Origin of the sequence: Pseudarthrobacter sp. S3 (assembly GCF_050156905.1) — a bacterium.
GTDB lineage: Bacteria > Actinomycetota > Actinomycetes > Actinomycetales > Micrococcaceae > Arthrobacter.
In genome coordinates this window covers 286852-310218 of sequence record NZ_CP189583.1, presented here as the reverse complement: position 1 = coordinate 310218, position 23367 = coordinate 286852, and the positions used below count along the sequence as shown (strand labels likewise).

Annotated in this window: 23 protein-coding genes; 15 read left to right on the top strand and 8 right to left on the bottom strand. The window is 63.7% G+C overall.

The genetic code is table 11. The features are described 5' to 3' along the window. Positions 1–68 precede the first annotated feature (68 nt). The 3 genes from ACQCSV_RS01560 to ACQCSV_RS01550 form a co-directional block, all read right to left on the bottom strand. Positions 69–1370, bottom strand: a complete 1302-nt coding sequence (locus tag ACQCSV_RS01560) for an ISL3 family transposase (protein WP_354156530.1) — start codon at positions 1368–1370, stop codon at positions 69–71. 253 nt (positions 1371–1623) lie between these two features. Further along, positions 1624–3066 carry an IS1380 family transposase gene (locus tag ACQCSV_RS01555; RefSeq protein WP_426939039.1) on the bottom strand — a complete coding sequence of 481 codons (1443 nt, stop codon included), beginning with the start codon at positions 3064–3066 and terminating at the stop codon, positions 1624–1626. Between the two features lie 119 nt (positions 3067–3185). After that, entirely contained in the window at positions 3186–3368 is a 183-nt protein-coding gene (locus tag ACQCSV_RS01550) for a hypothetical protein (protein ID WP_426939038.1), read from the bottom strand. Here ACQCSV_RS01550 and ACQCSV_RS01545 point away from each other — a divergent pair. The 11 genes from ACQCSV_RS01545 (at position 3357) to ACQCSV_RS01495 (ending at position 13929) form a co-directional block, all read left to right on the top strand. After that, the gene (locus ACQCSV_RS01545) at positions 3357–3593 is read left to right on the top strand and encodes a hypothetical protein (RefSeq protein WP_426939037.1); all 237 of its coding nucleotides are present in this window, start codon (positions 3357–3359) and stop codon (positions 3591–3593) included. The genes ACQCSV_RS01550 and ACQCSV_RS01545 overlap by 12 nt on opposite strands. 12 nt (positions 3594–3605) lie before the next feature. Next, complete coding sequence (locus ACQCSV_RS01540; protein WP_426939036.1) at positions 3606–3809, top strand: hypothetical protein; 204 nt, start codon at positions 3606–3608, stop codon at positions 3807–3809. A 780-nt stretch (positions 3810–4589) separates the two neighbouring features. Further along, complete coding sequence (locus ACQCSV_RS01535) at positions 4590–6167, top strand: APC family permease (RefSeq protein WP_426939035.1); 1578 nt, start codon at positions 4590–4592, stop codon at positions 6165–6167. Positions 6168–7222: 1055 nt separating this feature from the next. Continuing rightward, positions 7223–7603, top strand: a complete 381-nt coding sequence (locus ACQCSV_RS01530) for a cupin domain-containing protein (protein ID WP_426939034.1) — start codon at positions 7223–7225, stop codon at positions 7601–7603. 9 nt (positions 7604–7612) lie between these two features. Continuing rightward, positions 7613–8095 (top strand): dimethylamine monooxygenase subunit DmmA family protein, encoded by a 483-nt coding sequence (locus ACQCSV_RS01525; protein WP_426939033.1) that lies wholly within the window; start codon positions 7613–7615, stop codon positions 8093–8095. Beyond that, the gene (locus ACQCSV_RS01520; protein ID WP_426939032.1) at positions 8092–9078 is read left to right on the top strand and encodes a PDR/VanB family oxidoreductase; all 987 of its coding nucleotides are present in this window, start codon (positions 8092–8094) and stop codon (positions 9076–9078) included. The genes ACQCSV_RS01525 and ACQCSV_RS01520 overlap by 4 nt, the downstream gene beginning before the upstream one ends. Then, the gene (locus tag ACQCSV_RS01515; protein WP_426939031.1) at positions 9075–10076 is read left to right on the top strand and encodes a heme-dependent oxidative N-demethylase family protein; all 1002 of its coding nucleotides are present in this window, start codon (positions 9075–9077) and stop codon (positions 10074–10076) included. Before ACQCSV_RS01520 ends, ACQCSV_RS01515 begins: the two co-directional genes overlap by 4 nt. 283 nt (positions 10077–10359) lie before the next feature. Then, entirely contained in the window at positions 10360–12306 is a 1947-nt protein-coding gene (locus ACQCSV_RS01510) for a primary-amine oxidase (protein ID WP_426939030.1), read from the top strand. Between the two features lie 152 nt (positions 12307–12458). After that, the gene (locus ACQCSV_RS01505) at positions 12459–13103 is read left to right on the top strand and encodes a DUF5134 domain-containing protein (protein WP_354167923.1); all 645 of its coding nucleotides are present in this window, start codon (positions 12459–12461) and stop codon (positions 13101–13103) included. Between the two features lie 125 nt (positions 13104–13228). Beyond that, entirely contained in the window at positions 13229–13552 is a 324-nt protein-coding gene (locus ACQCSV_RS01500; protein ID WP_426939029.1) for a DMT family transporter, read from the top strand. Next, entirely contained in the window at positions 13552–13929 is a 378-nt protein-coding gene (locus ACQCSV_RS01495) for a DMT family transporter (RefSeq protein WP_426939028.1), read from the top strand. Before ACQCSV_RS01500 ends, ACQCSV_RS01495 begins: the two co-directional genes overlap by 1 nt. Before the next feature lie 12 nt (positions 13930–13941). On the opposite strand, the gene ACQCSV_RS01490 is transcribed toward ACQCSV_RS01495, so the two are convergent. Further along, the gene (locus ACQCSV_RS01490; RefSeq protein ID WP_426939027.1) at positions 13942–14529 is read right to left on the bottom strand and encodes a TetR/AcrR family transcriptional regulator; all 588 of its coding nucleotides are present in this window, start codon (positions 14527–14529) and stop codon (positions 13942–13944) included. A 189-nt stretch (positions 14530–14718) separates the two neighbouring features. Next, on the bottom strand, positions 14719–16338 hold the full coding sequence (gene mptB / locus ACQCSV_RS01485; protein ID WP_426939026.1) for a polyprenol phosphomannose-dependent alpha 1,6 mannosyltransferase MptB: 1620 nt from the start codon (positions 16336–16338) through the stop codon (positions 14719–14721). A 454-nt stretch (positions 16339–16792) separates the two neighbouring features. On the opposite strand from mptB, the gene ACQCSV_RS01480 reads away from it, so the two are divergent. Further along, on the top strand, positions 16793–17041 hold the full coding sequence (locus ACQCSV_RS01480; RefSeq protein WP_354155962.1) for a hypothetical protein: 249 nt from the start codon (positions 16793–16795) through the stop codon (positions 17039–17041). Between the two features lie 99 nt (positions 17042–17140). On the opposite strand, the gene ACQCSV_RS01475 is transcribed toward ACQCSV_RS01480, so the two are convergent. Both ACQCSV_RS01475 and ACQCSV_RS01470 read right to left on the bottom strand, forming a co-directional pair. Next, the gene (locus ACQCSV_RS01475) at positions 17141–17794 is read right to left on the bottom strand and encodes a response regulator transcription factor (RefSeq protein ID WP_354155961.1); all 654 of its coding nucleotides are present in this window, start codon (positions 17792–17794) and stop codon (positions 17141–17143) included. Next, positions 17794–19113: a sensor histidine kinase gene (locus tag ACQCSV_RS01470; protein WP_354155960.1), complete on the bottom strand. Its 1320-nt coding sequence runs from the start codon at positions 19111–19113 to the stop codon at positions 17794–17796. The genes ACQCSV_RS01475 and ACQCSV_RS01470 overlap by 1 nt, the downstream gene beginning before the upstream one ends. Positions 19114–19278: 165 nt before the next feature. Here ACQCSV_RS01470 and ACQCSV_RS01465 point away from each other — a divergent pair, with 165 nt between their 5' ends. From ACQCSV_RS01465 to ACQCSV_RS01455, 3 genes are read left to right on the top strand one after another with little or no spacing between them, the layout of a single operon-like run. After that, entirely contained in the window at positions 19279–20421 is a 1143-nt protein-coding gene (locus ACQCSV_RS01465) for an FtsX-like permease family protein (protein ID WP_354155959.1), read from the top strand. A 31-nt stretch (positions 20422–20452) separates the two neighbouring features. Then, a complete protein-coding gene (locus ACQCSV_RS01460; protein ID WP_354155958.1) occupies positions 20453–21232 on the top strand; it encodes an ABC transporter ATP-binding protein in 780 nt (259 codons plus the stop codon). 9 nt (positions 21233–21241) lie between these two features. Continuing rightward, positions 21242–21946 (top strand): alpha/beta fold hydrolase, encoded by a 705-nt coding sequence (locus ACQCSV_RS01455; protein WP_426939025.1) that lies wholly within the window; start codon positions 21242–21244, stop codon positions 21944–21946. 1 nt (position 21947) lies between these two features. Here ACQCSV_RS01455 and ACQCSV_RS01450 read toward each other — a convergent pair whose 3' ends face one another. Further along, positions 21948–23180, bottom strand: a complete 1233-nt coding sequence (locus tag ACQCSV_RS01450; RefSeq protein ID WP_426939024.1) for a multidrug effflux MFS transporter — start codon at positions 23178–23180, stop codon at positions 21948–21950. Positions 23181–23367 lie beyond the last annotated feature (187 nt).

The following is a 23367-nucleotide window of genomic DNA, read 5'->3' as shown; positions in this document are numbered from 1 at the left end:
GCATTCTGGTCGTATCGGAGGCTCGTTCAGGGATGCGGTAATTGTGGCTCTCCTGACTCTTCCGTGGGTCAATTTCGGCCGGGGAGCACCGGTTTGTGACCGCCGAGGCTGAGCATCGCGAGGGCGATGAGTGCTTCGGGTGATTTGAAGCCGAAAGCGATGCGGGTGATGAGTCTGATCTTCGTGTTCATCGATTCGACTCGTCCGTTGGAGAGCCCATGCTCGATCGCGGCGAGGATCGCGGCACGGTGGTTGACGATGCTGCGTTGGAGCTTCACGAACGCGGGGATCCGGCACCGGCGCGCCCAGGCGACCCATTTATCGAGGGCTTCGGCGGCTTCGTCGTGGGGCAGTTTGAAGATGACCCGGAGTCCTTCCTTGAGGTAGTAGGCCCGGCCGAGGGTGGGGTTGGTCTGCACGATCCAGGCGAGCTTGACCTGCTGCTTCTCGGTCAGGTTCTCCGGGTTCTTCCAGAGCGCGTAGCGGGAGTTCTTCACACCGGCTGCGCGGGCACTGTCCGGGCGGGGCGGCGCGTCTTTCGCTGGCCGGCCGCGGCCGCGCCTGGCCTCGGTGGTCCGGGCTGCCTTTCGGGCGTCGTTCCACGCGGCCCGGCGCACCTCGTCGAGGGCTTCGGTGGCCCATTTGACGACGTGGAACGGGTCGGCGCAGCGGACCGCATTCGGGCACCGCTGGGCCACGACAACGGCGATCCACGCGGCCCCGTCGGCGGAGACGTGCGTGATCCGGGCGCAGCGTTCTGCCCCGATGGCGTCGAAGAACGTGCCCAGGGTGGCCTTGTCTTGGCCCGGGGCCGCCCAGACCAGCCGGCCGCTGTCGTGGTCGACGACGACGGTCAGATACTTGTGGCCGCGCTTGTAGGAGATCTCGTCGATGCCGATCCGCCTCAGGCCGGCGAACTGGTCGTGGAGCTTCTCCGTGTCGTTCCAGACCCGGGTGATGATCGCGCCGACAGTGCGCCAGGCGATACGCATCAGCTCCGTGATGGCGGTCTTGGACGTTTGCGTGGCCAGCCAGGCGACCTGCGCGTCGAAATGGTGGGTGTGGCCGGCCTGATGCCGGGCCCAGGGCACGGCGGCGACGCTCACGCCGTGGACCCGGCAGGACACCCTCGGGGCGTCGGCTTCCAACTCGACCCGGATCGTCCCGGCGTCCAGTGCCCGCCAGCGGCGTCGACCCTGGCCCTGGTCGTATTTCGGGCAACGGCGGCGGCAGATCCCGCACCGGTTCCGCATCGAGCCTGTCGGCCTGACAGAGGCGACCAGTATCCCCGTTTCCTCGTCCAGATCGATGGCCTCGACGACCGTTTTCTCGACACCGAGCAGAGTTCGCCATAGTCTTGCATTTCGCACGCCGTTTTCCCGTCTGAAAGTTTCTGTTCCTTGAACAGTCAGAAACCTAGACAGGAAGCGGCGTGCGTTCGTTAGCCCGGATTTTTCATCGGACGGCGGTCGGGGCGCCGGGTCCGGTTTTTGTCGTCCCGGTGGGCTGGATCGGATTTCGGGCGTGGCTGAAGGGCCCCGGGGTCGCGGGGCGGGGCGCGGGCTTCCACTGATCCCGTTGGTGTTCTTCTTTCCTGCTCGTTGGTTGGCGGGGGCTGCGGTGTCAGGTCCGCAGCAGGTGTGCGGGGCGGTTCGCGGCTGCGGCGATCCGTCCGATGGCTTCGAGCAGGGCGGCGATGAGGGGTTTCTCCGGTGCGGCGTCGGGCAGCAGCAGGTGGGTCCGGCGGGCGCGGGTGATGATCTTGCCGGCGGTGGCGAAGAGCCGGTAGCGCCAGCGTTTGATGTCCCAGCCCCGTGCCTTGTGGCCGTCGGGCAGGGCGGTGAGCTGGAGCCAGGAGACCAGGTTCGCGGCCAGGACCGCGAGGTTCGCCCAGGCCTGGTTCGCGGCGAAATCCATGAACGGGAGCTTGCTCAGGCCGGTGTTCTTCAGCGTCTTGATGCGGTTCTCGCAGCGGCCGCGGGCCCGGTGCCGGGCATCCAGGAACGGTCCGTGCCAGCGTGGGGCATTCGTCAGGAAAGCTGTTACACGGTGACCGTCGATGTCGAGCAGGGTCGGTGTCGCACCGGGGTGCAGCGGCTCGGCGCGCAGAAAGATCTTCGTCCCGGGCGGGTAGTCCTTCAGCGGGATGACCTGCGTGGCGTTGATGACCCAGGCGTCGTCGCGTTCGTTGCCGTCCTGGTCCAGGGCCGGCTGCCAGTATTTCTTGTCGTTGATCCAGTCGATCATGTGGGCCTTGCCGACCGGAACCGGGTACGAGACGGAGAACTGCACGCCGCGCGAATGCAGGTACCAGAGGAACTTCCGGGACGCGCCGGCGCTGTCGGTGCGGACCAGGATTTTCTGCCCGTCCAGTTCGTCGTCTTCACCGTAGAGTGCGTCGGGCAGGACCGCGATGGCGGCCTCGAAGATGCGGATGTGGTCCTCGGCGTTGTTCGCTGTTGCCCCGCTGTGGCGCATCAGCACCGCGAGTTCCTCCCCGGTGCCTCGGCCGGAACCGTAATCGATGCTGGCGGTGAACGGGGCGAATCCAAACCCGCCCTTGTAGTTGCCGGTGGCTTGTTCCTTCTCGGAGTGTGAGGTCACCAGTGTGGCGTCGAGGTCGATGAGCAGCGGGTCCGCGGACGTCGCGGTCACCGCGGGGCTGCGGTCACCCGCGGCTTCCCAGGCCCGGGTCCGCAGTTCCTTGGACAGGGTCGAAAAACCGTAATCGAAAACGTCCGCGTTCTTCACGGTGCGTTCGAAGAACCGCGAGACTGTCGCGTTGGAGGGCACTTTCCCGAACACTCCGGGCTGGGAGCGCAGGATGTCCAGGTCGGAGGCGTACTCGCCGCCGGCTGCCAGCATCACCGCCAGCGACCCGAGCAGCCTCCCTGGCCGGTGCGAGGCCATCGCGGGGACGAACTGGCCCAGCCGGTCCTCGCACAGATCCCGGAACCCGAGGGCGTCAATGAATGAGGTCAGGACCCTGGCACCGGCATGGGAGACCAGCGACTGGCCGGTGAAAGTGACCGGGACGGATGGGAAGACCTTGGTAGACTGGGGCATCGAAAAGGTGCTCCTTCAAGACACGGAAATAACGGCGTAGACACCCCTATTTTCCCTTGTCAGAGCACCTTTCGTCTCTTAAACACACCCGTCAGCCCAAGACTGATGAAAACCCCAGGTTAAGGCGCGCTGAAAACGCCCACGGAAGAGTCAGGAGAGCCGTAATTGTGGTGGTTAATGTCAATGAGGTTCTCCACGGCCACGTGGCCCTGGATATTCAGTGCCTGGACCGGATCTATCTCAACGGCTAGGTCCCGACCCTGCAGGTCGGCGGCCAGGTGGTTTCGTTCATGATCAGGCATCTGGGCTATCGGATCCCTTCCCCGGCGACCCTGGAAAGGATCGGAACCGCCTTTCGCCGCTCGGTGAATTCGTTCGCCGAGGCCAACCACATCCCGCTGATCCGATTCGCCAAGGAGGCCCGGAAGATCGAGGTGATGCGCCGGTACCTGGCCGCCTACTTCCATTATCACCGTCAGGAGCCCTGGATCATGAAAACCGCCGACGGCTCCAACCACTACTGTTAAAACGCCCAGTCCGTGGTCGACGCCGACCACCAGGTCATCGTCGCCAGCGAACTGAACGACACGGCGGTCGACGTGCAGCAACTGGCCCCGATGAACGGACATACCGCCGAAACCCTGGGCCGCATGCACGCCCAATGGACCATCGACGCCGGGTATCGTTCAGCAGCGAACCTCGAACATGTCAAGGAAATCAAGACCGCCGGAGGGACTGACTGAGTTCTTCATCGCAACAGGCCCTCTCAAATACGGCGAGAAGGCGCCCGGGACGCCCCAGGGACGGATTCCCGCGAATCCCACACCCAAGGAACGCATGGCGAGGAAACTCAAAACCAAGAAGGGCCGGGCCGTTTACGTCCGGCGCAAGGCGATCATCGAACCGGTCTTCGGGCAAATCCACACCCGTCAGGGCTAACACGGACTCCTGCGCGGGCTCGAACAGGCCGCCCGCGGGTTGCCACAGCCTGCTCAAACTCTTCAAATACCGGGAACACACCAGGGTCCTGGTCACTGCGGGACCCTAAAGGAAGGGCGCTTGAGCCGCGGAACGCCCTACCCTCCCGCTCCGGGAGCCCGAGACCCCCGACAAAGCATGACCGGTCCGCGCGTCCTCACCAAAAACCAGAGAACCAGCACGGCAGCCGGCCACGCGCAGCAGCTCAGATCACAAAACGTCAACCACTGAACCACTACGGCCCCACGCTCCTAGACTTGGACTGACGAGGTTTGCCGAGAAAAGCGCTCCTGACAGTGGTCCACGAAGCTGAAAAAATTGACATGAACAAAAGCTCTTGTCCTAGATGTTTAAATGTGTAATATTTATAGTGATCTGTTTCACAGGAGACGCTGTCGGGAACGGTCCGAGGTCCTGCAAAGATCGCAGACCCGGATGAAGAAGTGCACTTCCCCGAATACAGACACCCCGCCAATTCGGCTCCAACGGCGTCTTCCTCAACGACCCCAACGGCGCAATCGTTCAGATTCGACTAAGGACTCCACATGACTCAACTCAAGGACCACGATACGAGCGGTCTCGGTGATTTTGGCTACAAGCAGTCGCTCTCGACCGGGAGTATCGGTAAATTCGCCAGCTTCGCGGCCGGTGTCAGCTACATTTCCATCCTCACTAGTGTTTTTCAGCTTTTCTACTTCGGTTACGGTACCGGAGGACCGGCCTATTGGTGGACCTGGGTCGGAGTATTCGTCGGCCAGCTGATGGTCGCGCTCGTCTTTGCCGAGCTCGCGGGCCGCTATCCGGTCGCCGGCGCCGTATACAACTGGGCCAAGCAGCTTGCCTCGAAAACGACGTCGTGGATGGCAGGATGGCTGATGCTGATCGCCTCGATCGTCACAATCGGCGCTGTCGCACTGTCTCTTCAAATTACAATGCCGCAGATCTGGCAGGGCTTCCAGATGGTGGGTGACGGAACCGGCCCCAACGACTTCGCCGTCAACGGCGTTCTGCTTGCAACGATCCTGATCGCCTTCACCACACTCGTGAACGCGTTTGGCGTCAAACTCACGGCCGCCATCAACAGCGTCGGCGTATTTGTGGAACTCTTCGCGGCTGTATTCCTGGTCCTCGCTCTGGCATGGCACGCAGTGCGCGGGCCCGAGGTCGTTTTCGACACCCAGGGTCTGGGTCAAGACCAGCCCTTGGGATACTTCGGCGTCTTCCTTATCGCAGCTATGGCCTCCGGCTACGCCATGTACGGATTCGACACCGCCGGTTCCCTCGGAGAAGAAACCAAGAACCCGAAGAAAACGGCGCCAAGGGCAATCATCAGGGCCGTGACGGCGTCCTTCGTCCTGGGCGGAGCAGTGCTCCTCGCTGCTCTCCTCGCTGCTCCGGACCTCTCCGACCCCGCGCTCGGGGAAGCAGACGGAGGCCTGCAGTACATCGTCCTGTCGGTCCTCGGAGGACCCTTCGGCAAGGCCTTCCTGCTCTGCGTCGTGGTGGCAATCACTGTGTGCGCACTCGCCGTCCATGCTGCGGCCATCCGCATGATGTTCGCCATGGCGCGAGACAATAACCTGCCGTTCAGCCGCCAGCTTGCGAGAGTCCACCCGGCTCGTAAGACCCCCACGGTGGCGGCCATCACCACCGGCGTTCTCGCGATCATCCCGCTGGTGGTCAATATCGGCCAGCCCGCCATCTTTACGATTCTTTCCAGCATTGGAATCGTCCTGATCTATCTGGCCTACCTGCTGGTCACCGCTCCAATGCTCCGCAACAGGTTCCTGAAAAAGTGGCCGCTGGCTGACGACGCGACAGAGTCAGGCTTCAGCCTGGGTAAGTGGGGCTTTATGGTGAATCTCATTGCTGTGGTGTGGGGATCCGCAATGACCGTCAACCTGATCTGGCCTCGGCCGGAGATCTACAACTCCGTGCCTCCGTTCGAGTGGTATTTCCAGTGGGGTGGGGTTATCTTTGTCGGGTTCGTCGTTGTGGTCGGTCTCCTGCTGTACAAGCTGCGTATCAGGCACCGCACGGGTGTCCTGGAAGAACATGCGGTAGCCGTGCAGGTCTCTGCTGATGCCGATGAGGACGATCATCTTTCACCCGCACTGATCTAATCTCTCCACGGCAGGAAGGCAGACCGGGCAAGGAACGGTCTGCCTTCCTGTCTCCGTGGCCGGGATTCTGTGGCCCTAGCTTGTTTCATCACAGGCCAGATCTTTTATTGGCCGTTTTGTGCTGGAGGATCGCGTTACCGGTTGTGTCCGTGCCCTCTGAACTAGGCGGCCGATACGTCAAAGACGGCACGGGCCAAGCCTCGCGTTGAGCCTCGCAGAGTTTGCCGAGACATCCACGTTTCTAACATGACGGGCGAATTTTTCAGCACGCCTGTTCGGCTACCGTCTACACGAATGGCCGCGCGGTTGCGGGGTTTCCCTATGTTCTTTACCAAGCAGTCAGGTGGGTTTTTCTTGATTGCGTAAGCGCCGGTTTCCAGGCCAGACGGCGGAGGGGACGGCCAGCTGGGGCGGGGGGATCTCAGGCTGCCTGCGGGCTGGGCGCCTCGTAGAGGGTCATGTCCCGCAGCGGCAAGGACGGCACCGCATGTGCGTACTACAGCAGTGCAGGGCAGCATCTCGCTCACAGCAGGTCCCGCGTCGTCCAGGAAGACAGCATCCGGGCCTTGGATGAAGCCCGAGAAAGCTCAAACCCGCAGGAACGTGATTCCGGGACTATCGGCATATCCGGCACAACACGCCCGACGCTTGCGTGACTGGCCAACCAGGTCCCATGAAAGCGGCAAATGACGCCCGGCGACGATGACTCCCGGGGCTCAGGCCCCCACATGTCAACTGTTGTGGGAAATATTAACTTGAATTTTCCAAATGAATATTCCTAAAAAATACTGGACTATATGAATTACATAGCGTAGCTTTGCATGTGGGGAAGAACATATGTGACTGGCATCACACCCGATGGGCTCGGAGCAGAGCCTGGCTGGGGCCTTTGGAAATTAGAGGATGCCGGTTTGCAGAAGATTACTCCCCGGAGCCCGAACCGGGGTTCTGACTTGATCCTCGGCTCAGTCATTTATGCACCAAAAGATTGAACAGCCCTGCCAAAGACGAGCAGCGCTGACAAATCTTTCAAGACACTATCTTTAGGAGACACAATGGAAACCAACCTCGTAGGAACACTGACCAAGGCCGGATCGATCCACAAGGTAGAGAACGGCTTCATCGGCCTCCCGTCCATGGACGAGCCGGGAACGGTCGCCGCGATCGGCGATTCCCTCCACAACCCCGAGGGGTCGGTCATGTGCGCCGGATTCTTTGAGCTGAAGGCCTCTGAGCCGCTGGTGTACACGTACACCTACGACGAAATGAAGGTCGTCATCAAGGGTGAATTCATCCTCACGGACCAGACCACGGGCGAAGTGACGCACGCGAAGGAGCGCGACGTGCTGTTCTTCCCCAAGGGCACCACCGTCAAGTTCGAAACCCCGGAGTACGGCTTGGGGTTCTTCGCCGGCGACCGCACCTTCGCACCCTAAGGACCGACCATGCGTTCCTCGTCCATGCCGCCAGCAGCTGGCAACGGCCTGGAACCTGGTTTCCGCGGTGTCATCTGTGTATCTTTCGGATCCTCAGATGACACCGCACTTCCAGACACCAATGGCCAGCCCCGGTACGATCTCCATTTCGAATCGGCAACCGCCGAGAGCCTCTCGGAACTCAAGTCTGTGTTCAGCGGTTCCCGTGTAGGCGTCCGTCTGATACTCGCAGGCCCTCCGACGGATATCCGTGCAGCCGCGGCAGCCGCCGCAGACTGCGGACTTCTGGGCGAGGAGGTAACCCTCCTGCCCCAGGAAACCGGACCCCGGTTTGTTTATTGCCCGCATTGCCTTGCCACCACCGTTGATGAGGCGGCCGGCACCGAGGTGAAGTGTCAAGGATGCGCCACCACCTTGACCATCGCTGATCACTTTTCCCGACGAAGAGGCGCATACCTGGGCTACTCAGCCCACGCCGAGGAGGCAGCATGACCGCCATAGCGCTCCAGCCCCGCGTCCACCCGGCGGTGGAAGGAGGCCTCCAGCTGGAGGTCACAAACGTCAGCCGCCAGACGGAATCGATTGTCAGCATCACGATGGCTGCCCCGGAAGGTGGAAGGTTGCCCTCCTATGTCCCGGGGAGCCACCTTGTGGTCCAATGGGGAAACGGCGTCAATGCATACTCACTGACAGGCTCAGGCAACGCGCCGTCCGAATACAGCATCTCTGTCCTGAGGGTCGGCGAAGGAGCCGGCGGCTCCTTAGCCATGCACCGGCTTTGCGTCGGTGATCGTGTTTATGTTGCGCGCCCCCGGAGTGCTTTTGCTCCCGCATCAACAGCGACGCATCATCTGCTTGTTGCTGCAGGAATCGGGATCACGCCGATTCTTTCACATGCCAGGGCCGCGGTGGAACGGGGCTCCACAGCAACGATGATCTACGTGCACCGGCCAGACGCCGGCGCCCACGTAACGGAAGCGCGGGAACTGCTCGGGCCCGGGTTGACCGCTTTGGTCGAGTGCACTGACCGGGGCAGTTTCCAAAACGTTCTGGCGGAAGCGCTCATAACGCAGCCCGTCGGAACCCACCTCTACGTGTGCGGTCCTGTTGTCTTCATGGATGCGGTCCTGGAAGAGGCCCGAGGCCATGGCTGGTCATCCGCCCGGCTCCATTCAGAAGCCTTTGGCGCAGCTGAACTGGACGCGGGCGAACCCTTTACGGTGCATCTGGCACGCAGCGGCGTTCGCTTGGAAGTTCCAGCCGGCGTTTCGCTGCTGGAGACCCTTGAAACAGCAGGGCAAACCATCCCCAATATGTGCCGTAAAGGCATCTGCGGCGAATGCGTCCTGCCGGTGCTTCGCGGCGCACCCCAGCACCGGGATCTTTACCTATCCGAGCAGGAAAAGGCCGCGAACACCACAATGATGTGCTGCGTTTCGCGTAGCAACGACCCAGAATTGGAGTTGGACCTTTGAGTAGCACGATCATCGAAACCGATCCTGACGCCGCTCTCCTCCCGGAACGGATCAGGCGCTTTCCCTTTCCTTTTGCCTCTGACACCTACCGGTACAGCGCAAACGTCGAACCAGCCACCAAGACAGCGCCGACAGAGGCGGGCGCCTGGGGCGCCCATCTCGTGGACATCGACGAACACTATCTGGATGAACTGGCCGAACGCGCCAAGGTGCTGACCCGCGACCCTTCCCGCGTGAATGTCCTCCCCCACATGCGAACGGCGGTGTGGGACGCCCTCACCACCCTGCTGTCCTCCATGGCCGAAGACTACCCGGATACGATGTCTTTCCATCGGGAAGGGAACATCTGCCGTTGGCGTAACGGTCTGCAGAACCTCGAGGTGGAATTCACCGTCGGAGACGACAGCTCGCTGCCGAAGGGGCCACTGCTGTTCCTCGGCACCCAGATCCAGGACGACATCATTCTTCTTGATATCCGCGAAGACACGTTGTGGCTTGATGCCGGCCTGGTCACGTTCGCCGCCGACTGGTCATTCGGTTTCGACGTCGGAATGAACTTCCTTGAAATCCACCATCCCGTCCCGCGGGTGAAGGAAGAACGCATCACCAGCCGGGCCGAGCAGTTCCTGTTGCGCCTGCAGCCCGGGGAACAATTTCGGCGGACCAACTGGACGATGACCATAGGCCGGCGTATGGATACCTCCACGGAAACGTACCCTGAATGGGGCCCCGACCGCACCACCATAGCCGACGATCCTGCCATGCCGGAGAAGCTACACCTGCGGGTGGAAGTGCAGCATTTGATCCGCCTCCCGCACTCCGGTGCCCTGCTGTTCCTGGTCCGGACCCATCTCCTGCCGCTCACCGACATTGCCCGGGTACCTGCGTGGCGGGAAAAGATGGGCCATGTGCTGGCCGAATTACCGGACGACATGGCCGAATACAAGGGCATCATCCGCTACCGCAAAGCTGCATCTGACTGGCTGCTCGCCCGCTAAACCCCGGCATCGCGCCATAAAGAGGCAATAAAAGAATATTCATAAAAAAAGCTAGACTAAATGATTTATTTGACGTAGCTTGGCTGCAAGAGGAACTCGTGACCGGAATCACGTCCGTGGAGTTCAGAGTTGAGCTCCGTCGGCAAGGCCCTGCATCCTCCAGGCGGCTTTCAAGCGCAGGCGATGCAGGCCGAGTGTTCGCGAAACGCCACCCATGTCACGGGGCAACTCGCCTATCAGTCCTTAGGGATCTCATCCTCAAGAAAGAACCAAGGAGAAAACCATGACTCTCACCACTGAAATTCACACCGAGGTAGGGGTAGCACACCCTCTCGATCCGCTCTCCCGCGAGGAGATTTCCCGGGCCGCGGCGATCCTGAAGGATGGCCAGGCCGCGGCCGAATCGTTCCGCTTCATCAGTATTGAGCTGCGCGAGCCGGAGAAGGAACTGCTCCGGTCCGGCGCGGCAACGGTCCGCGAGGCCGACGCGGTCCTCGTCGACCGGGCCGAGGCACGCTCCTACGAAGCGATCGTGGATCTGGACTCGGGCATCGTCTCGAAATGGACGCAGCTGGCCGCGCACATCCACCCCCCGTTCATGCTCGACGAATTCGCCGAAGGTGAAGAGAGCTGCCGCAAGGACCCCGAGGTCCAGGCCGCCCTGGCCAAGCGCGGCATCACCGACATGTCCCTGGTCTGCTTCGAGCCCTGGTCCGTGGGCTACTTCGGCGAAGACGATCAGGGCCGGCGCCTGATGCGCGCCCTGGTCTTCGTCCGCGAGGAGGCAGATGACAGCCCGTACGCGCACCCGATCGAGAACTTCGTCGTCATCGTGGACCTGAACTCCGGCGAGGTCGTCAAGGTCGAAGACGACCAGGCGATCCCGGTCCCGTCCGCGAGCGGCAACTACCTGCCCAAGTACGTCGGGGAGGCCCGCACCGACCTCAAGCCCATCTCCATCACCCAGCCCGAAGGCGCGTCCTTCACCGTCACCGGCAACCACGTCCAGTGGGCCGACTGGTCCTTCCGCGTCGGGTTCACCCCCCGCGAAGGCCTGGTCCTGCACCAGCTGAAGTTCCGCAACAAGGGTGTCGAACGCCCCGTGATCAACCGGGCCTCACTCTCGGAAATGGTCGTCCCCTACGGCGACACCGCCCCCGTCCAGGCCAAAAAGAACGCCTTCGACTCGGGCGAATACAACATCGGGAACATGGCCAACTCCCTGACCCTGGGCTGTGACTGCCTGGGCGAGATCAAGTACTTCGACGGCATCACCGCCGACAGCCACGGCAACCCGCTGACCATCGAGAACGCCATCTGCATGCACGAGGAAGACGACTCGATCCTCTGGAAGCACTTCGACTTCCGCGAAGGCACCACCGAAACCCGCCGCAGCCGCAAACTCGTGATCTCCTTCATCGCCACCGTCGCGAACTACGAGTACGCCTTCTACTGGCACCTCTTCCTCGACGGCAGCATCGAGTTCCTCGTCAAGGCCACCGGCATCCTCTCCACCGCCGGCCAGAAGCCCGGCGAGAAGAGCCCCTACGGCCAGACCCTGAACAACGACGGACTCTACGCCCCGATCCACCAGCACATGTTCAACGTCCGCATGGACTTCGAAATCGACGGACCCACAAACGCCGTCTACGAAGTGGACATGGAAATCCCCGAACACAACCCCACCCACACCGCGTTCAAAGCCGTGGACCGGCTCCTGGAAACCGAACAGGCCGCCATCCGCAAGACCGACTCCTCCAAACACCGCTTCTGGAAGATCGCCAACCGCGACAGCCGCAACATCGTGGACGAACCCGTCGCCTACCGCCTCATCCCCACCGACGGCATCCAGCTCGCCGCCGGCGATGAGTCCTACGTCAGCAAACGAGCCCAGTTCGCCCGGAACAACCTCTGGGTCACCGCCTACGACCGGACCGAACGCTTCGCCGCCGGCGAATTCCCCAACCAGGCCACCGGCGCCGACGACGGCCTGCACATCTGGACCCAAGCAGACCGGAACATCGTGGACCAAGACCTCGTAGTCTGGTACACCTTCGGCATGCACCACGTCGTCCGCCTCGAAGACTGGCCCATCATGCCCCGCCAAAACATCGGCTTCATGCTCGAACCCCACGGCTTCTTCGACCAAAACCCCACCCTCAACCTCCCCACCAACGAAAACCGAACCGAAACAACAAACACCGCAACATGCTGCACCACCGACAAATAAGCCCGGCCCAGCTTCAGGGAAGCCAAGAAGCAGACATCTGAGCTAAAGCTGGAAAAACGAACAACCTCAAACAGGCGGTCCCCGGTGCTGTAACCAAAGCACCGGGGACCGCCTTCACCTAACCCAAACCCTGTAGCGAGAGTGTGATCCGCGTGTTCAATATCCCCGCAATTACCTGGACCCTCACAGCCGTCCTGCTGCTCAGCGGAAGCTACCACCTCCTGCAGGCCACCAAGCCCGACCAACTCACCGAACGTATCAACAACAGCCTCCACGCCCTCATGAACCTCCTGATGGCCGCCATGCTCTGGAACCTCGCACCTTCCACGATGCTCGCCCAGATCGCCGTCCTCACCGGCGCAGCGCTCTGGTTCATTATCCAGGCCGTCGCCCGGCCCGAATTCAAAATACTCTGCACAGGCAGCCTGAGCCGCCTGAAATGCGTTTACCACAGCGTCAGCATGGCCGGCGCCGCCCTCATGATCACCATGATGACGAGCCACATCACCCCCGGAGCCGGCGCCGCAGAAGCCATGCCCCTGCCCAACACTCACCACGCAATGCCCCACCCAGCCCCCACCACTGCCACCGCAACCCTCGATCACCTACCCAGCCTCGCCGCCCCGCTGACAATCATCTTCGCAACCGCGGCGCTGATCTTCATCGCCCTTCTGCTGCGCACCCGGAAACCGGCAACCACGGAGCCCAAAAAGACCGCCCACTCCCCCCGGGAACAACACAGCCTCGAAGCCCTCGGCGCCGCCATCATGGCCCTCATGTTCGCCACCATGGCGTAGGTGTTGATCCCCGGTGAACACTGCGGGAGGCCCCGGCACCAACCCACGGGGAGGTTGATCTTGCGACTGACTTCCGGCCCGGCCACCCGCCGTCGGGTCCTACAAGCGAGGCCAAAGGATCTGTTATGTCGTGGTTGATCCTCATTCTTTCCGGGTCGATGGAGGCCGTCTGGGCCGCCGCCCTGCACCGGACCTTCCAGGCCTCCGGCCGGCGCCGGCTCGCACCCGCCCTCCTCTTCCTGGTCTCCGTCCTCGCCAGCATGGCCGGCCTCGCCCTCGCCATGCAGTCCATCCCCACCGGCACCGCCTACGCGGTATGGGTGGGCGTGGGCGTGGTGCTGACCTCCGCCTACGCGATCCTCACCAAGGCTGAACGCCCGACGACGGCCCGCCTCCTGCTGCTCACCGGCATCGCCGCGTGCGTGGTTGGCCTCAAGGTCGTGGCGTAATGACCAAGCGTTCCGCCGCCTGGCTGATGCTCCTCGCCTCCGCCGTACTGGAAGCCGTCTGGGCCACCGCCCTGGGCCTGTCCGACGGCCTCACCCACCTGCTGCCCACCTTGGTCTTCGCCGTCACGGCCACCCTCAGCATGACCGGCCTCGGCCTGGCCATCCACAGCATCCCGCTCGGCACCGCCTACGCCGTCTGGGTGGGAATCGGGGCGGCCCTGACGGTGGGCTGGGCGATGGCCACCGGCATCGAACCCTTCAGCATCCTGAAAGTGCTGTTCATCGCCGGGATTGTGGGCTGCGCGGCCGGGCTGAAATCCCTGCCTGCGGTCGCCACGTCCCCTGCCGACCGTTCCGACACCAAGGTGCCCGCCTGAGGCCTCGCCGGTTCAGACGCCGGCTTTGAGGAGAAGTGCGTCAATCATCATAAAGAAGTGGGCGCGATGATCGGCGGCCTTCGGGTCGGTCATGTATTGAATGGCCGCTCCGTCGTAAATCATCAAAAAGATCCTGACCAGCTTAGCGAATTCCATGAGGCACTGTTCGCCGGTGTTTTGGGCGGCGGAAGCGAACATATTTCCGAGCTCCACTTCATAAGCGGGATAAATCCTCCCGGCCAGCGGGCTTACGGCGGCATTGCGTGTTGCCCACAAAATGAGTTCAATCTCCGAGAGTATGCTTTCGGGCTCTTCCTCAAGGGCGCGCCAGTAGCCTTCGGCTACTTGTTCCACAGCCTTGCGAAGGCCTAAATGGACCGGGACGTCGCTTGAGAAGCGGCTCAAGTTCTTAAACCAAGCCTCGGCGGCCGCCTCCATCAGCTCTTCTTTGTTGCTGAAGCAATAATGTGCTGTAGCCAGCGGAGCGTTAGCCTCCTTGGCAATGGCCCGGATGGTCACGGACTGAACGCCCTCACGACGCATAAGTTCAACTGTCGCTGAAATCAGCTGTTCTTTTCGATCTTCAGCGGATACCCGCATAGCTCACTCTCCAGTCTCCCGATTTCGGCCCGTCAGGGACACTTCCTCAAGACTATTGCCTGCGCGTTCGAAAAAAGGCCCAGGCCCTTCGTCAAGAACGGTTGACTTGAACATTCGTGCTGTATCAGACAAGCTTCTTCCTTCTTGCGTGCCGACATAGAGCAAGGGATGCAACCAGCAGGGCGCGCCTCAACGGGCCCTGCGCCTCTGCTCCTGCACCCAGCCCCATCCACGCCGGGCCCAGTCCGAGGGTTTGCCCTCGATCAGCAGCTTTCGCGTGTGGATGTCCAGGACCAGGAGGTAGAACGTGAACAGCAGCGCCGTCACGAACGCCAAAGACGACGCGTCAACGGCCAGCTCTACAAAGGACCAGACTGAGAGCTGGTCTTGCGCGCCGAACACCACAAAGAATGTCACGCCTACGTAGAGGCACCGGATCTGCCAGTCGTTCCGGATGCCGGTGGCAGCAAGGAACGGCACAAACCAGAGAATGTACCAGGGCTGGATGATGGGCGAAAGCATCACGACGGCAGCGAACGCCAGGGCCAGCCGGCGCACCGCCCGCGAGTAATCGCCACGGAACATCAGCAGCAGCACCAGGCCTATAGCCGCCCACTTCATGCCCGTCCGCAAAAGGTCCGCGATAGTGCCGCCCGGCAGTCCCAGCACATTGCCGAGGAACTCGACCTGCTGCCCCAGGAACCCCGACGGCGAATACCCGGTGTACCCAGGAGTCGGGTCCATAATGGCCCACACCCAGCCCAACCCGAGGTTGTAGGGAATCCCACTGACGGCCAGCACGGCGAAACTAATTCCCGCCGTCGCGCCCCAAATGAGGAACTTCCGCGTCCATGAGGCGGCGGGCCCAGCCCACATCACCCCGATGAACGGGAGCAGCAGCACGGTGATCGGCTTGATCCCGATGGAGGCGGTGACCAGCAGGATGCCGGCCAAGTAGCGCTTCGTCGCGGCGAAATAGACACCGGCGACGGCGAGGCCCACCATCAGCGCATCGTTGTGGGCGCTGGCCACGAAGCTGATGAGGAACAGTGGGTTGGCCACCGCGATCCAGAGCGCCCGCGCGCCGTTAATACCGTGCAGTTCTGCCAGCTTCGGCACGTAGATGACGCAGAGCAGAACCCCGAAGCCGGCGATCAGGCGGAAAAGCAGCACGGACACGTCGGGCTGGGCCCCTGTCAGCTGCACAACACCGCGGGCGAGCCACAGGAAGTAGGGCCCGTAGGGGGTCCTGTTCTCTGCCCAGGCCGGGTCCGCGCCAAGGGCGAACCAGTTGTTGAGTGTGGAGATGCCCACGGTGTAGGGATTTTGCCCCTCCATGACCAGGCGGCCCTGGCCGGTGTAGGCGTAGACATCACGGGAGAAAATGGGGACGGCCAGCAGGAGCGGCAGGGACCAGGCGGAGATGGCTATGACCACCGACCGCAGCGAGTGTTCGCCCCAGTCACCCAGCCGCTGGCCCAGCCTGAGCCAGGACCGCATCAGGAGCATGGCCCCCACGGTCAGGAGCACGGTGGACAGCGTCACGCCCCAGCCCTCGGTCCGCAGGGCGATGACCACCGGCTGGCGGATCATGGGTGAGCCGTTGGCGATCCAGCCCGTTCCTATCGAACCAACAAACATCATGAGGGCGCCGAGGAACCCCTGCCCGGTGGCGACGTACACCCGGGGCTTCGTGGGGGGAACTACGGCGGTCGCAGCCGACTTCGGGAACTCCGCGCCGGCGGCTGTCTTTTTCGACGGACCGGGGAACTTCTTCGTAGTGCTGATGTGCGAACCGCCTGCCGTCATCTCGTGTGTGGTCCCCTACTTACGTTACGGCGCTGGCTGGACTAGCTATAGGCCGGTCTACAACCCAGCCATTTTAGCAGTTGGGCCGCGGCCTGCCCCAGCATGCTGGGGGCGGGCGGACCCCCTGTTACACAATGAGGCGTCACGCCGCCCTTTGCACGCCGCAGCGCCCGAAGCCTGCCGCTGTTCGGCGAGCGGCTGTAACGTTATCCGCGACCAATTGAATATACGGTCGCGTTGCTGTCAGCCAGCTAGAGGGAAATGATGCTTGGTCGCATTGGGTTCGGAAGGCACCGCGAACTTACTCCCGGTTAGGCTGGACCCACCACGTCCACAGAGCGTGACCTGGGAGCAGCGGGCAGGGTTGTAATGAGCTGGCAGAGCCAACATGCGACCGAAGGATGCCTATGAATCACCACCAAATGACCGCTCCCAGCGCCGCTGGAGCCACCCGATGATGGCTCCTAGCAGCCTCACATCCTCTCGCAGGAAGAAGAACCGGATCCGCCACCCGAGGTTTGTCGTCGGTGAGCAGGTCAGCTTCGCCGAAGGAACACTCACCGGCACCGGGGTTGTGGATGCCGCCACGGCGGACTTCTCCATCATCTGGGTCTGGACCGATGACGGTGGCGGCCGAAAAATGTTCCTTCAGGGCCACGGTGCGATCGTTAAGTCCGCAAAGGACTCCAGCACCCGCGGCTGATAAATGCTCGTGAGGAAGTTTTAATGACGCGGCCCCAGCTGATCGGATCACCTCAAAGTTCCCCTGACGACGGAGCAATGCACGCCGAATATGGAACCGTTACAGGCCCGGCGTGCGGATAATTCGCCGCTGCGTGGCCAGGGCGATGGCGGAAGTCCGGTTGTCCACGCCGAGCTTGCCGTAGATGTGCACGAGGTGTGTTTTGACCGTGGCTTCGGAGATGAAGAGCCGCCGGGCGATGGCGCGGTTGGTCAGGCCGGTGGCCAGCAGTTCAAGGAGCTGGACCTCACGGGTTGTGAGGGCGGTTTCCGGGCTGCTGATCCGAGACATCAACAGTGCCGCAACCTTGGGCGCCAGCGCCGTCTGGCCGGCCGCCGCTGACAACACCGCCTGGCGGATCTGTTCCGGCGGGGCGTCCTTGAGCATGTAGCCACTGGCGCCCGCCTCAACGGCAGCCAGGATGTCCGCCTCGGTGTCGTACGTGGTCAGGATCAGGACCGGTGGCGGGGATTCCAGTTTGCGGATCGCTGCCGTGGCGGTAACACCATCCATCCCGGCGCCCATCTGCAGATCCATCAGCACCACGTCCACGCGCTCCCCCAGCGTCCGCAGCCGTGCGAGTTCGCGCAGCGCAGCGTCCCCGTCGGCGGCCTCGGCAGCCACGCTGAAGTCCTCGAATTCGGTCAGCATGGCTCGCAGGCCCGCGCGGACCACAGGGTGGTCATCCACCAGCAGAATGCGGAGCTCCCCCATCAGTTTTCCCCTCCCGGGCCGGGCAACTGCTGTCCGGGTATCGCCCCGCCTGTGAGCGGCAGCCGGACGGCGATGACGGTCCCCTCGCCCGGTGCCGTCTCCACGTCCACCGAGCCGCTCAGCTCACCCACCCGGGCAGCGAGCGAACGCAGCCCGAACCCACTGCCGTCCGCCCGGCCGGACACGCCGGTACCGGGCGCCTCCGGCACAAAGCCCGTGCCGTCGTCGTACACGTCCAGTGTGACCTCGTCCCCGAGGAACGCGAGGGTGACGACGGCGGTGCTTGCCTTGGCATGAAGCCGGATGTTGGACAGGCTGGCCTGGGCGGCCCGGAGCAGGGTGACGCTGTACTGCGGCGGCAGCTCAGCGGGGTTGCCCACGAGCTCGAAGCGGCAGCGGAGTCCGTCACCGCGGGCGGCCGCCATAGTTTCGGTTTCGGCGCAGAGCCGCTGCAGGCTCTCCGGTAGCGACGACTCCTGGAGCTGCGGCGAGGTGAGGCCGCGGACAAAGCTGCGGGCCTCCGCGAGGTTTTTCGACGCCGTCTGCTGCACCAGCGCGAACCGCTCGGCGGCGGCGGCAAGATCGCCGCCGGCCAGGGACTTCTCCGCCGCCCTCGCCACCAGGACGATGCTGGACAGGCCCTGCGCGAGGGTGTCGTGGATTTCGCGGGCCAGGCGCTCACGTTCAGCTGCGACACCGGCGTCGTGCTGGGTTTTGGCCAACTCGGCCCGGGTGCGCCGGAGTTCGTCCGCGGCCAGCCGCTGCGCCTCGCTCTCCTCGTAGAGAGCGCGGTATGCGAGCCCGGTGACCACGGCGAAAACGGCACCCAGCCCCGGTCCCAGGACCATGGGGAGGGTGGGTGACGGCAGTCCGCTGGCCACCCACTGCGAGGCAACAACGGCGGCCGTCATCGCGGCTATGGTGAGCAGCGCAATCCGTCGCGGGAGGACGTGCAGGTGGAGGAAGAAAAGCGGAAAGGCGACCCAGGAAAACTCGGCGCTGCCCGCGAGGAGGACGCCCCACAGCACCGTGACAAGGCCCAGCCAAGGGGCGGCGTAGGGGTGCGGGTTGAAGCTGGAACGGCCGGCGGCGAAGCGCTTTTCCAAGATGGTGCCGGCGAGATACGCGGCCGCCAAGGCAAGTGCGAGTAGGGACCAGGCAAGGCGCTGGCCGGCTGCCGCGCCCACCGCGCCAGCCGCCAAATGGAGCCGCAGGATGGCAACCAGCAGCAGCACGGCAAAACTGAGATGAAGCGTCACCCGCAGGAACCGCAGGATGGCAGCCCCCGACGTGGTGGTCTGTGGGTCCGCGGCAGGCATTTCATCAGCTTATGCGCCGGCGGGGGCCTACGGATCAACCAAAAGGTTGACCGCTCCGTCAGCCCTTTGTCCCGCCCGGCTCAACCAAGTCCCCGATGTGGGTTGGGCCGATGCGCCGGAGAGTGGAATCAGAAGGAAATCCACCCCACTTGAAGGAAGTACAACGTGTTTCTCGCTATTCGCGATATCCGGTTCGCCAAGGGCAGGTTTGCCCTGATGGGCGGCGTGGTGGCCTTGGTGACACTGCTGTTGGTGCTGCTGTCCGGGCTCACCGCCGGGCTGGGCGACCAGTCCACGTCCGCCATCGGGAAGCTGGGTGCAGGGTCTGGTCCTGGCTCCGGCGCTGAGGCCAAGCCGGTGGACAGCATCGTTTTTGGCGCCCCGGGCGCCAACCAGCCCACGGCGTCCTTCACCGAGAGCGAGGTGACGGCAGCGCAGGTGGACAGCTGGAGGGGCACCGCCGGGGTGGCCCGGGCCGAGGCCCTGGGTATCAGCCAGTCCCGCCTCCAGGGCGGCGACGGCGGCACCACCAACGTGGCGGTGTTCGGCGTTGCCGAGGACGGGCAGTTGGCGCCGTCGCCGGTCAAGGCAGGATCGGTAGTGATCGGCGCGACCGTCGCCGCAGATCTCTCGCTCGACGTCGGAGACACGGCCACGGTGGGTGGCACTGAATTGACCATCACCGCCGTCGTGGATGACCAGTGGTATTCGCACACCGGCGTGGTGTGGACAGCGCTACCCACCTGGGCCGAGGTGGCGCATCTGGCTCCGGTTGCCGGCAGCGCGCCGGGGAGCACTCCGGTGGCGACCGTCGTGGCGGTCACCTACCAAGACGGCGCCGAGGTGGACCAGGAGTCGGCCAATGCGATGGCGCAGACTGTCAGCACCACCCGCACAGGATCGTTCCAGGCGCTGGGCTCCTTCAAGAGCGAAAACGGGTCGCTGATGCTGATGCAGGCATTCCTCTATGGGATTTCGGCGCTGGTGATCGTGGCGTTCCTGACGGTCTGGACGGTTCAGCGCACCCGCGATATCGCGGTCCTCAAGGCCATGGGCGCGTCCGGAGGTTACGTGCTCCGCGACGCCATGACCCAGGCCGCCATTGTGCTGCTGGCCGGTGCTGGCCTGGGCGGGGCGGTCGGAATTCTTGGCGGGTTCGCCGCAGCCCAGGCGGCGCCGTTCCTGGTTACGCCAGCCACCACGCTGCTGCCCGTGCTGGGAATTGTGGCCTTGGGCATGGCGGGCGCCGCGCTGGCAGTCCGCAAGGTGACCACCGTCGATCCGCTGATCGCTCTCGGCGGCAACTAACTCCTTTTTCACCCTCCGAAAGGTACTTCCCATGTCTGTCACACCTGCACTCCTGGCCACGCCAACTGCCGGCTCCCTCCTGGCCCGCCCGCCGCTGGCCCTCACCAACGTCACCCTCGAATACCCGGACGGCGGCGGAACCGTCAAGGCCCTGGACAGCGTCAGCCTCCAGGTCGCGGCAGGCCGGATGGTTTCGCTGGTGGGCCCGTCCGGCTCGGGCAAGTCCAGCCTCCTGGCCGTGGCGGCAACCTTGGTCCGCCCCACCAGTGGGGACGTGGTCATTGACGGGACCAACACGGCGGGACTGAAGGACAAGGAACTGACCGCGCTGCGCCGGGAGAAGGTGGGCATCATCTTCCAGCAGCCCAACCTCCTGGCCTCCCTGACCGGCGTCGAGCAGTTGATGATCGGCCACCACCTGCGCGGCAAGTCCCTGAAGGCCGCGCGTTCGCGCGCTCTTGAGCTGCTGGACCTTGTGGGCTTGGCGGAGTCCGCGGACAAGCGCCCGCATCAGCTCTCGGGCGGGCAGCGGCAGCGGGTGAACATTGCCCGGGCCCTGATGGGCAGTCCAAAAGTACTGCTGGTGGACGAGCCGACGGCCGCGCTGGACCACGCGCGCAGCGCCTCCATCGTCGGGCTGCTTCGCCGGGTCACGGACGAGTTCAAAGTGGCCACCGTGATGGTCACACACGACACGGAATTCGTGCCGCTGACCGACGCCGTCGCCGCAATGCGCGACGGCGGTTTGTCTGTGCCGGCTGTACCCGGCGCCTTGCTTAATGCCTTACCGAGTGCCGGGGGCGCGGAGTAGGGTTCCGTCATGGACATCATCCTGGTACCCGGTTTCTGGTTGGACGCCTCATCGTGGGAGGAGGTGACGCCGGCCTTGGAGGCGGCCGGGCACGCAACTCATCCGCTGACGCTGCCCGGTCTCGAATCTGTCGATACACCCCGGGCCGGCATCAGCCTCCAGGACCATATTGCCGCCGTCGTAAATTTCGTTGATGGCCTCGAGGGGCAAGTGGTCCTCGTGGGGCACTCCGGCGGGGGCGCGATCATCCACGCGGTGGCGGACGCGCGGCCAGGCCGGGTGGCAAGGAACATCTACGTGGACAGCGGACCTCTGGGCGAGGGCGGCGCCATAAATGACGAGCTGCCCACTGACGGCGACGACGTGCCGCTGCCGCCGTGGGACGGATTCGAGGACGCCGACCTGGTGGACCTCACCGGCGAGCTCCGCGCGTCCTTCCGGGCCCGAGCCATTCCGCAGCCCAAGGGTGTGGCCTACGGCCGGCAGCGCCTGCATGACATCCGCCGTTACAACGTCCCCGCCACGGTGATCGCGTGCGAATTCCCGTCATCGCTCCTGACGGAATGGATCGACGCCAGCCACCCCTTCACCGAGGAATTGGCTCGCATCCGCGACGTCGAGTACGTGGACCTTCCCACCGGGCACTGGCCCCAGTTCACCAAACCCGTGGAGCTGGGGCAGGCGATCCTGGCGGCGGTGGAGCGGGCGGGGTGAGTTACATCCGGCCGATAACACTTGGGCTGCGCCGCCTCCTGACCAGCCTTAGGCAAAGGACGGCCGCTGCCGCGGAAACGGCTGCAACTATCCCGAACGGAACGGCGTCGGTGGCGCCGCCGATGCCCACCAAGGGAGCGGCGATCCCTCCGAAGGCGTACCGGGCCAGCCCCAGCAATGAGGAGGCCGTCCCGGCCATGTCGGGATAATCCTTGAGTGCCAGCGAGGTGGCCGGCGGGCTGGTCACAGCAACCCCGCTGACCATGGTGAAAACGGACAAAATAATTGCAATCAGCGGCAGGTGCTGGAGCGCCGTCGCCAGCAGCCCCAGGGCGCGAACCGCAGTCATTATCAGGCCCACGGTGAGCGTCCCACGTTCGGACCACCGTTCGGCGAGCCGGCCGGCTATAAACCCGAAAACCATAAAGCCCAGTGAATTCAGGCCGAATGCAAACGAGTAACCCTGCGGGGAGAGCCCATACGTGCCCTGGAGTATGCATGTTGCCCCGCTCAAATAGGCGAAGACCGCCGAGTACGTGAACCCGGTGATCAGCACGGCGCCGACGAACACCGGGTCGGCAAGTAGCCGGCGGAAATCCTGGATGGTATGGGAGAGGCCTCCGGTCACCCGCCGTTTCGCGGGCAGGGTCTCCTTGAAGACCACCAATGACGCCACCAGGACCGCGACCCCGACGGCGGCGAGGAACAGGAACACTCCGCGCCAGTCGGTCACGGTGGCCAATTGCCCGCCAATGACCGGACCAATGATGGCGGCCAGTCCGCCGAGAACCGTGAGGCGGCCGTAGTAGCGGATCAGCTTGGCACCCGAGTAGACGTCCCGTCCGGCGGCTTGCGCAATGACAATGCCCACGGCTCCGGCCAGACCCTGAACGAACCTCGCGATGATGAGCGTCTCGACGGTCGGGCTCAGCGCACAGAGAATCGAGGTGACTGTGTAGGCAACGACGCCGATCAGCAGCGGCATCCGCCGACCCAGCCGGTCGGAGAGGGGCCCGGCCACCAATTGACCGATGGCGAGGCCCAACAGACACGCGGTGATGGTCAACTGGGCCACCGACGTCGTGCTTTGAAGCTCGGCGGTGAGCGCCGGGAGGACCGGCAGGTAGAGGTCCATGGAAATGGGACCGAAGATGGTCAGCAAACCAAGCACAATCGCGAGGGGGCGGCCGACTGCCTGCTCGCGTGCGGAAATCGGGGTTACGACGGCGGACACGCTGGCTCCGGTCTATGGGTAGGGGCAGGACTGGGGTTCACGTTCAATACAACCCGTTCATACCGGACCTAGCGAGGGCCCTGCCTGTCAGGGGTCTGGCAGTACCTCCCTCCGCTGCACCCGACGGGCGTGGCGGAGGGTCATTTTCGCCCTAGTAGCGCTTATGTACGTTTCGGCGGATTGGGAC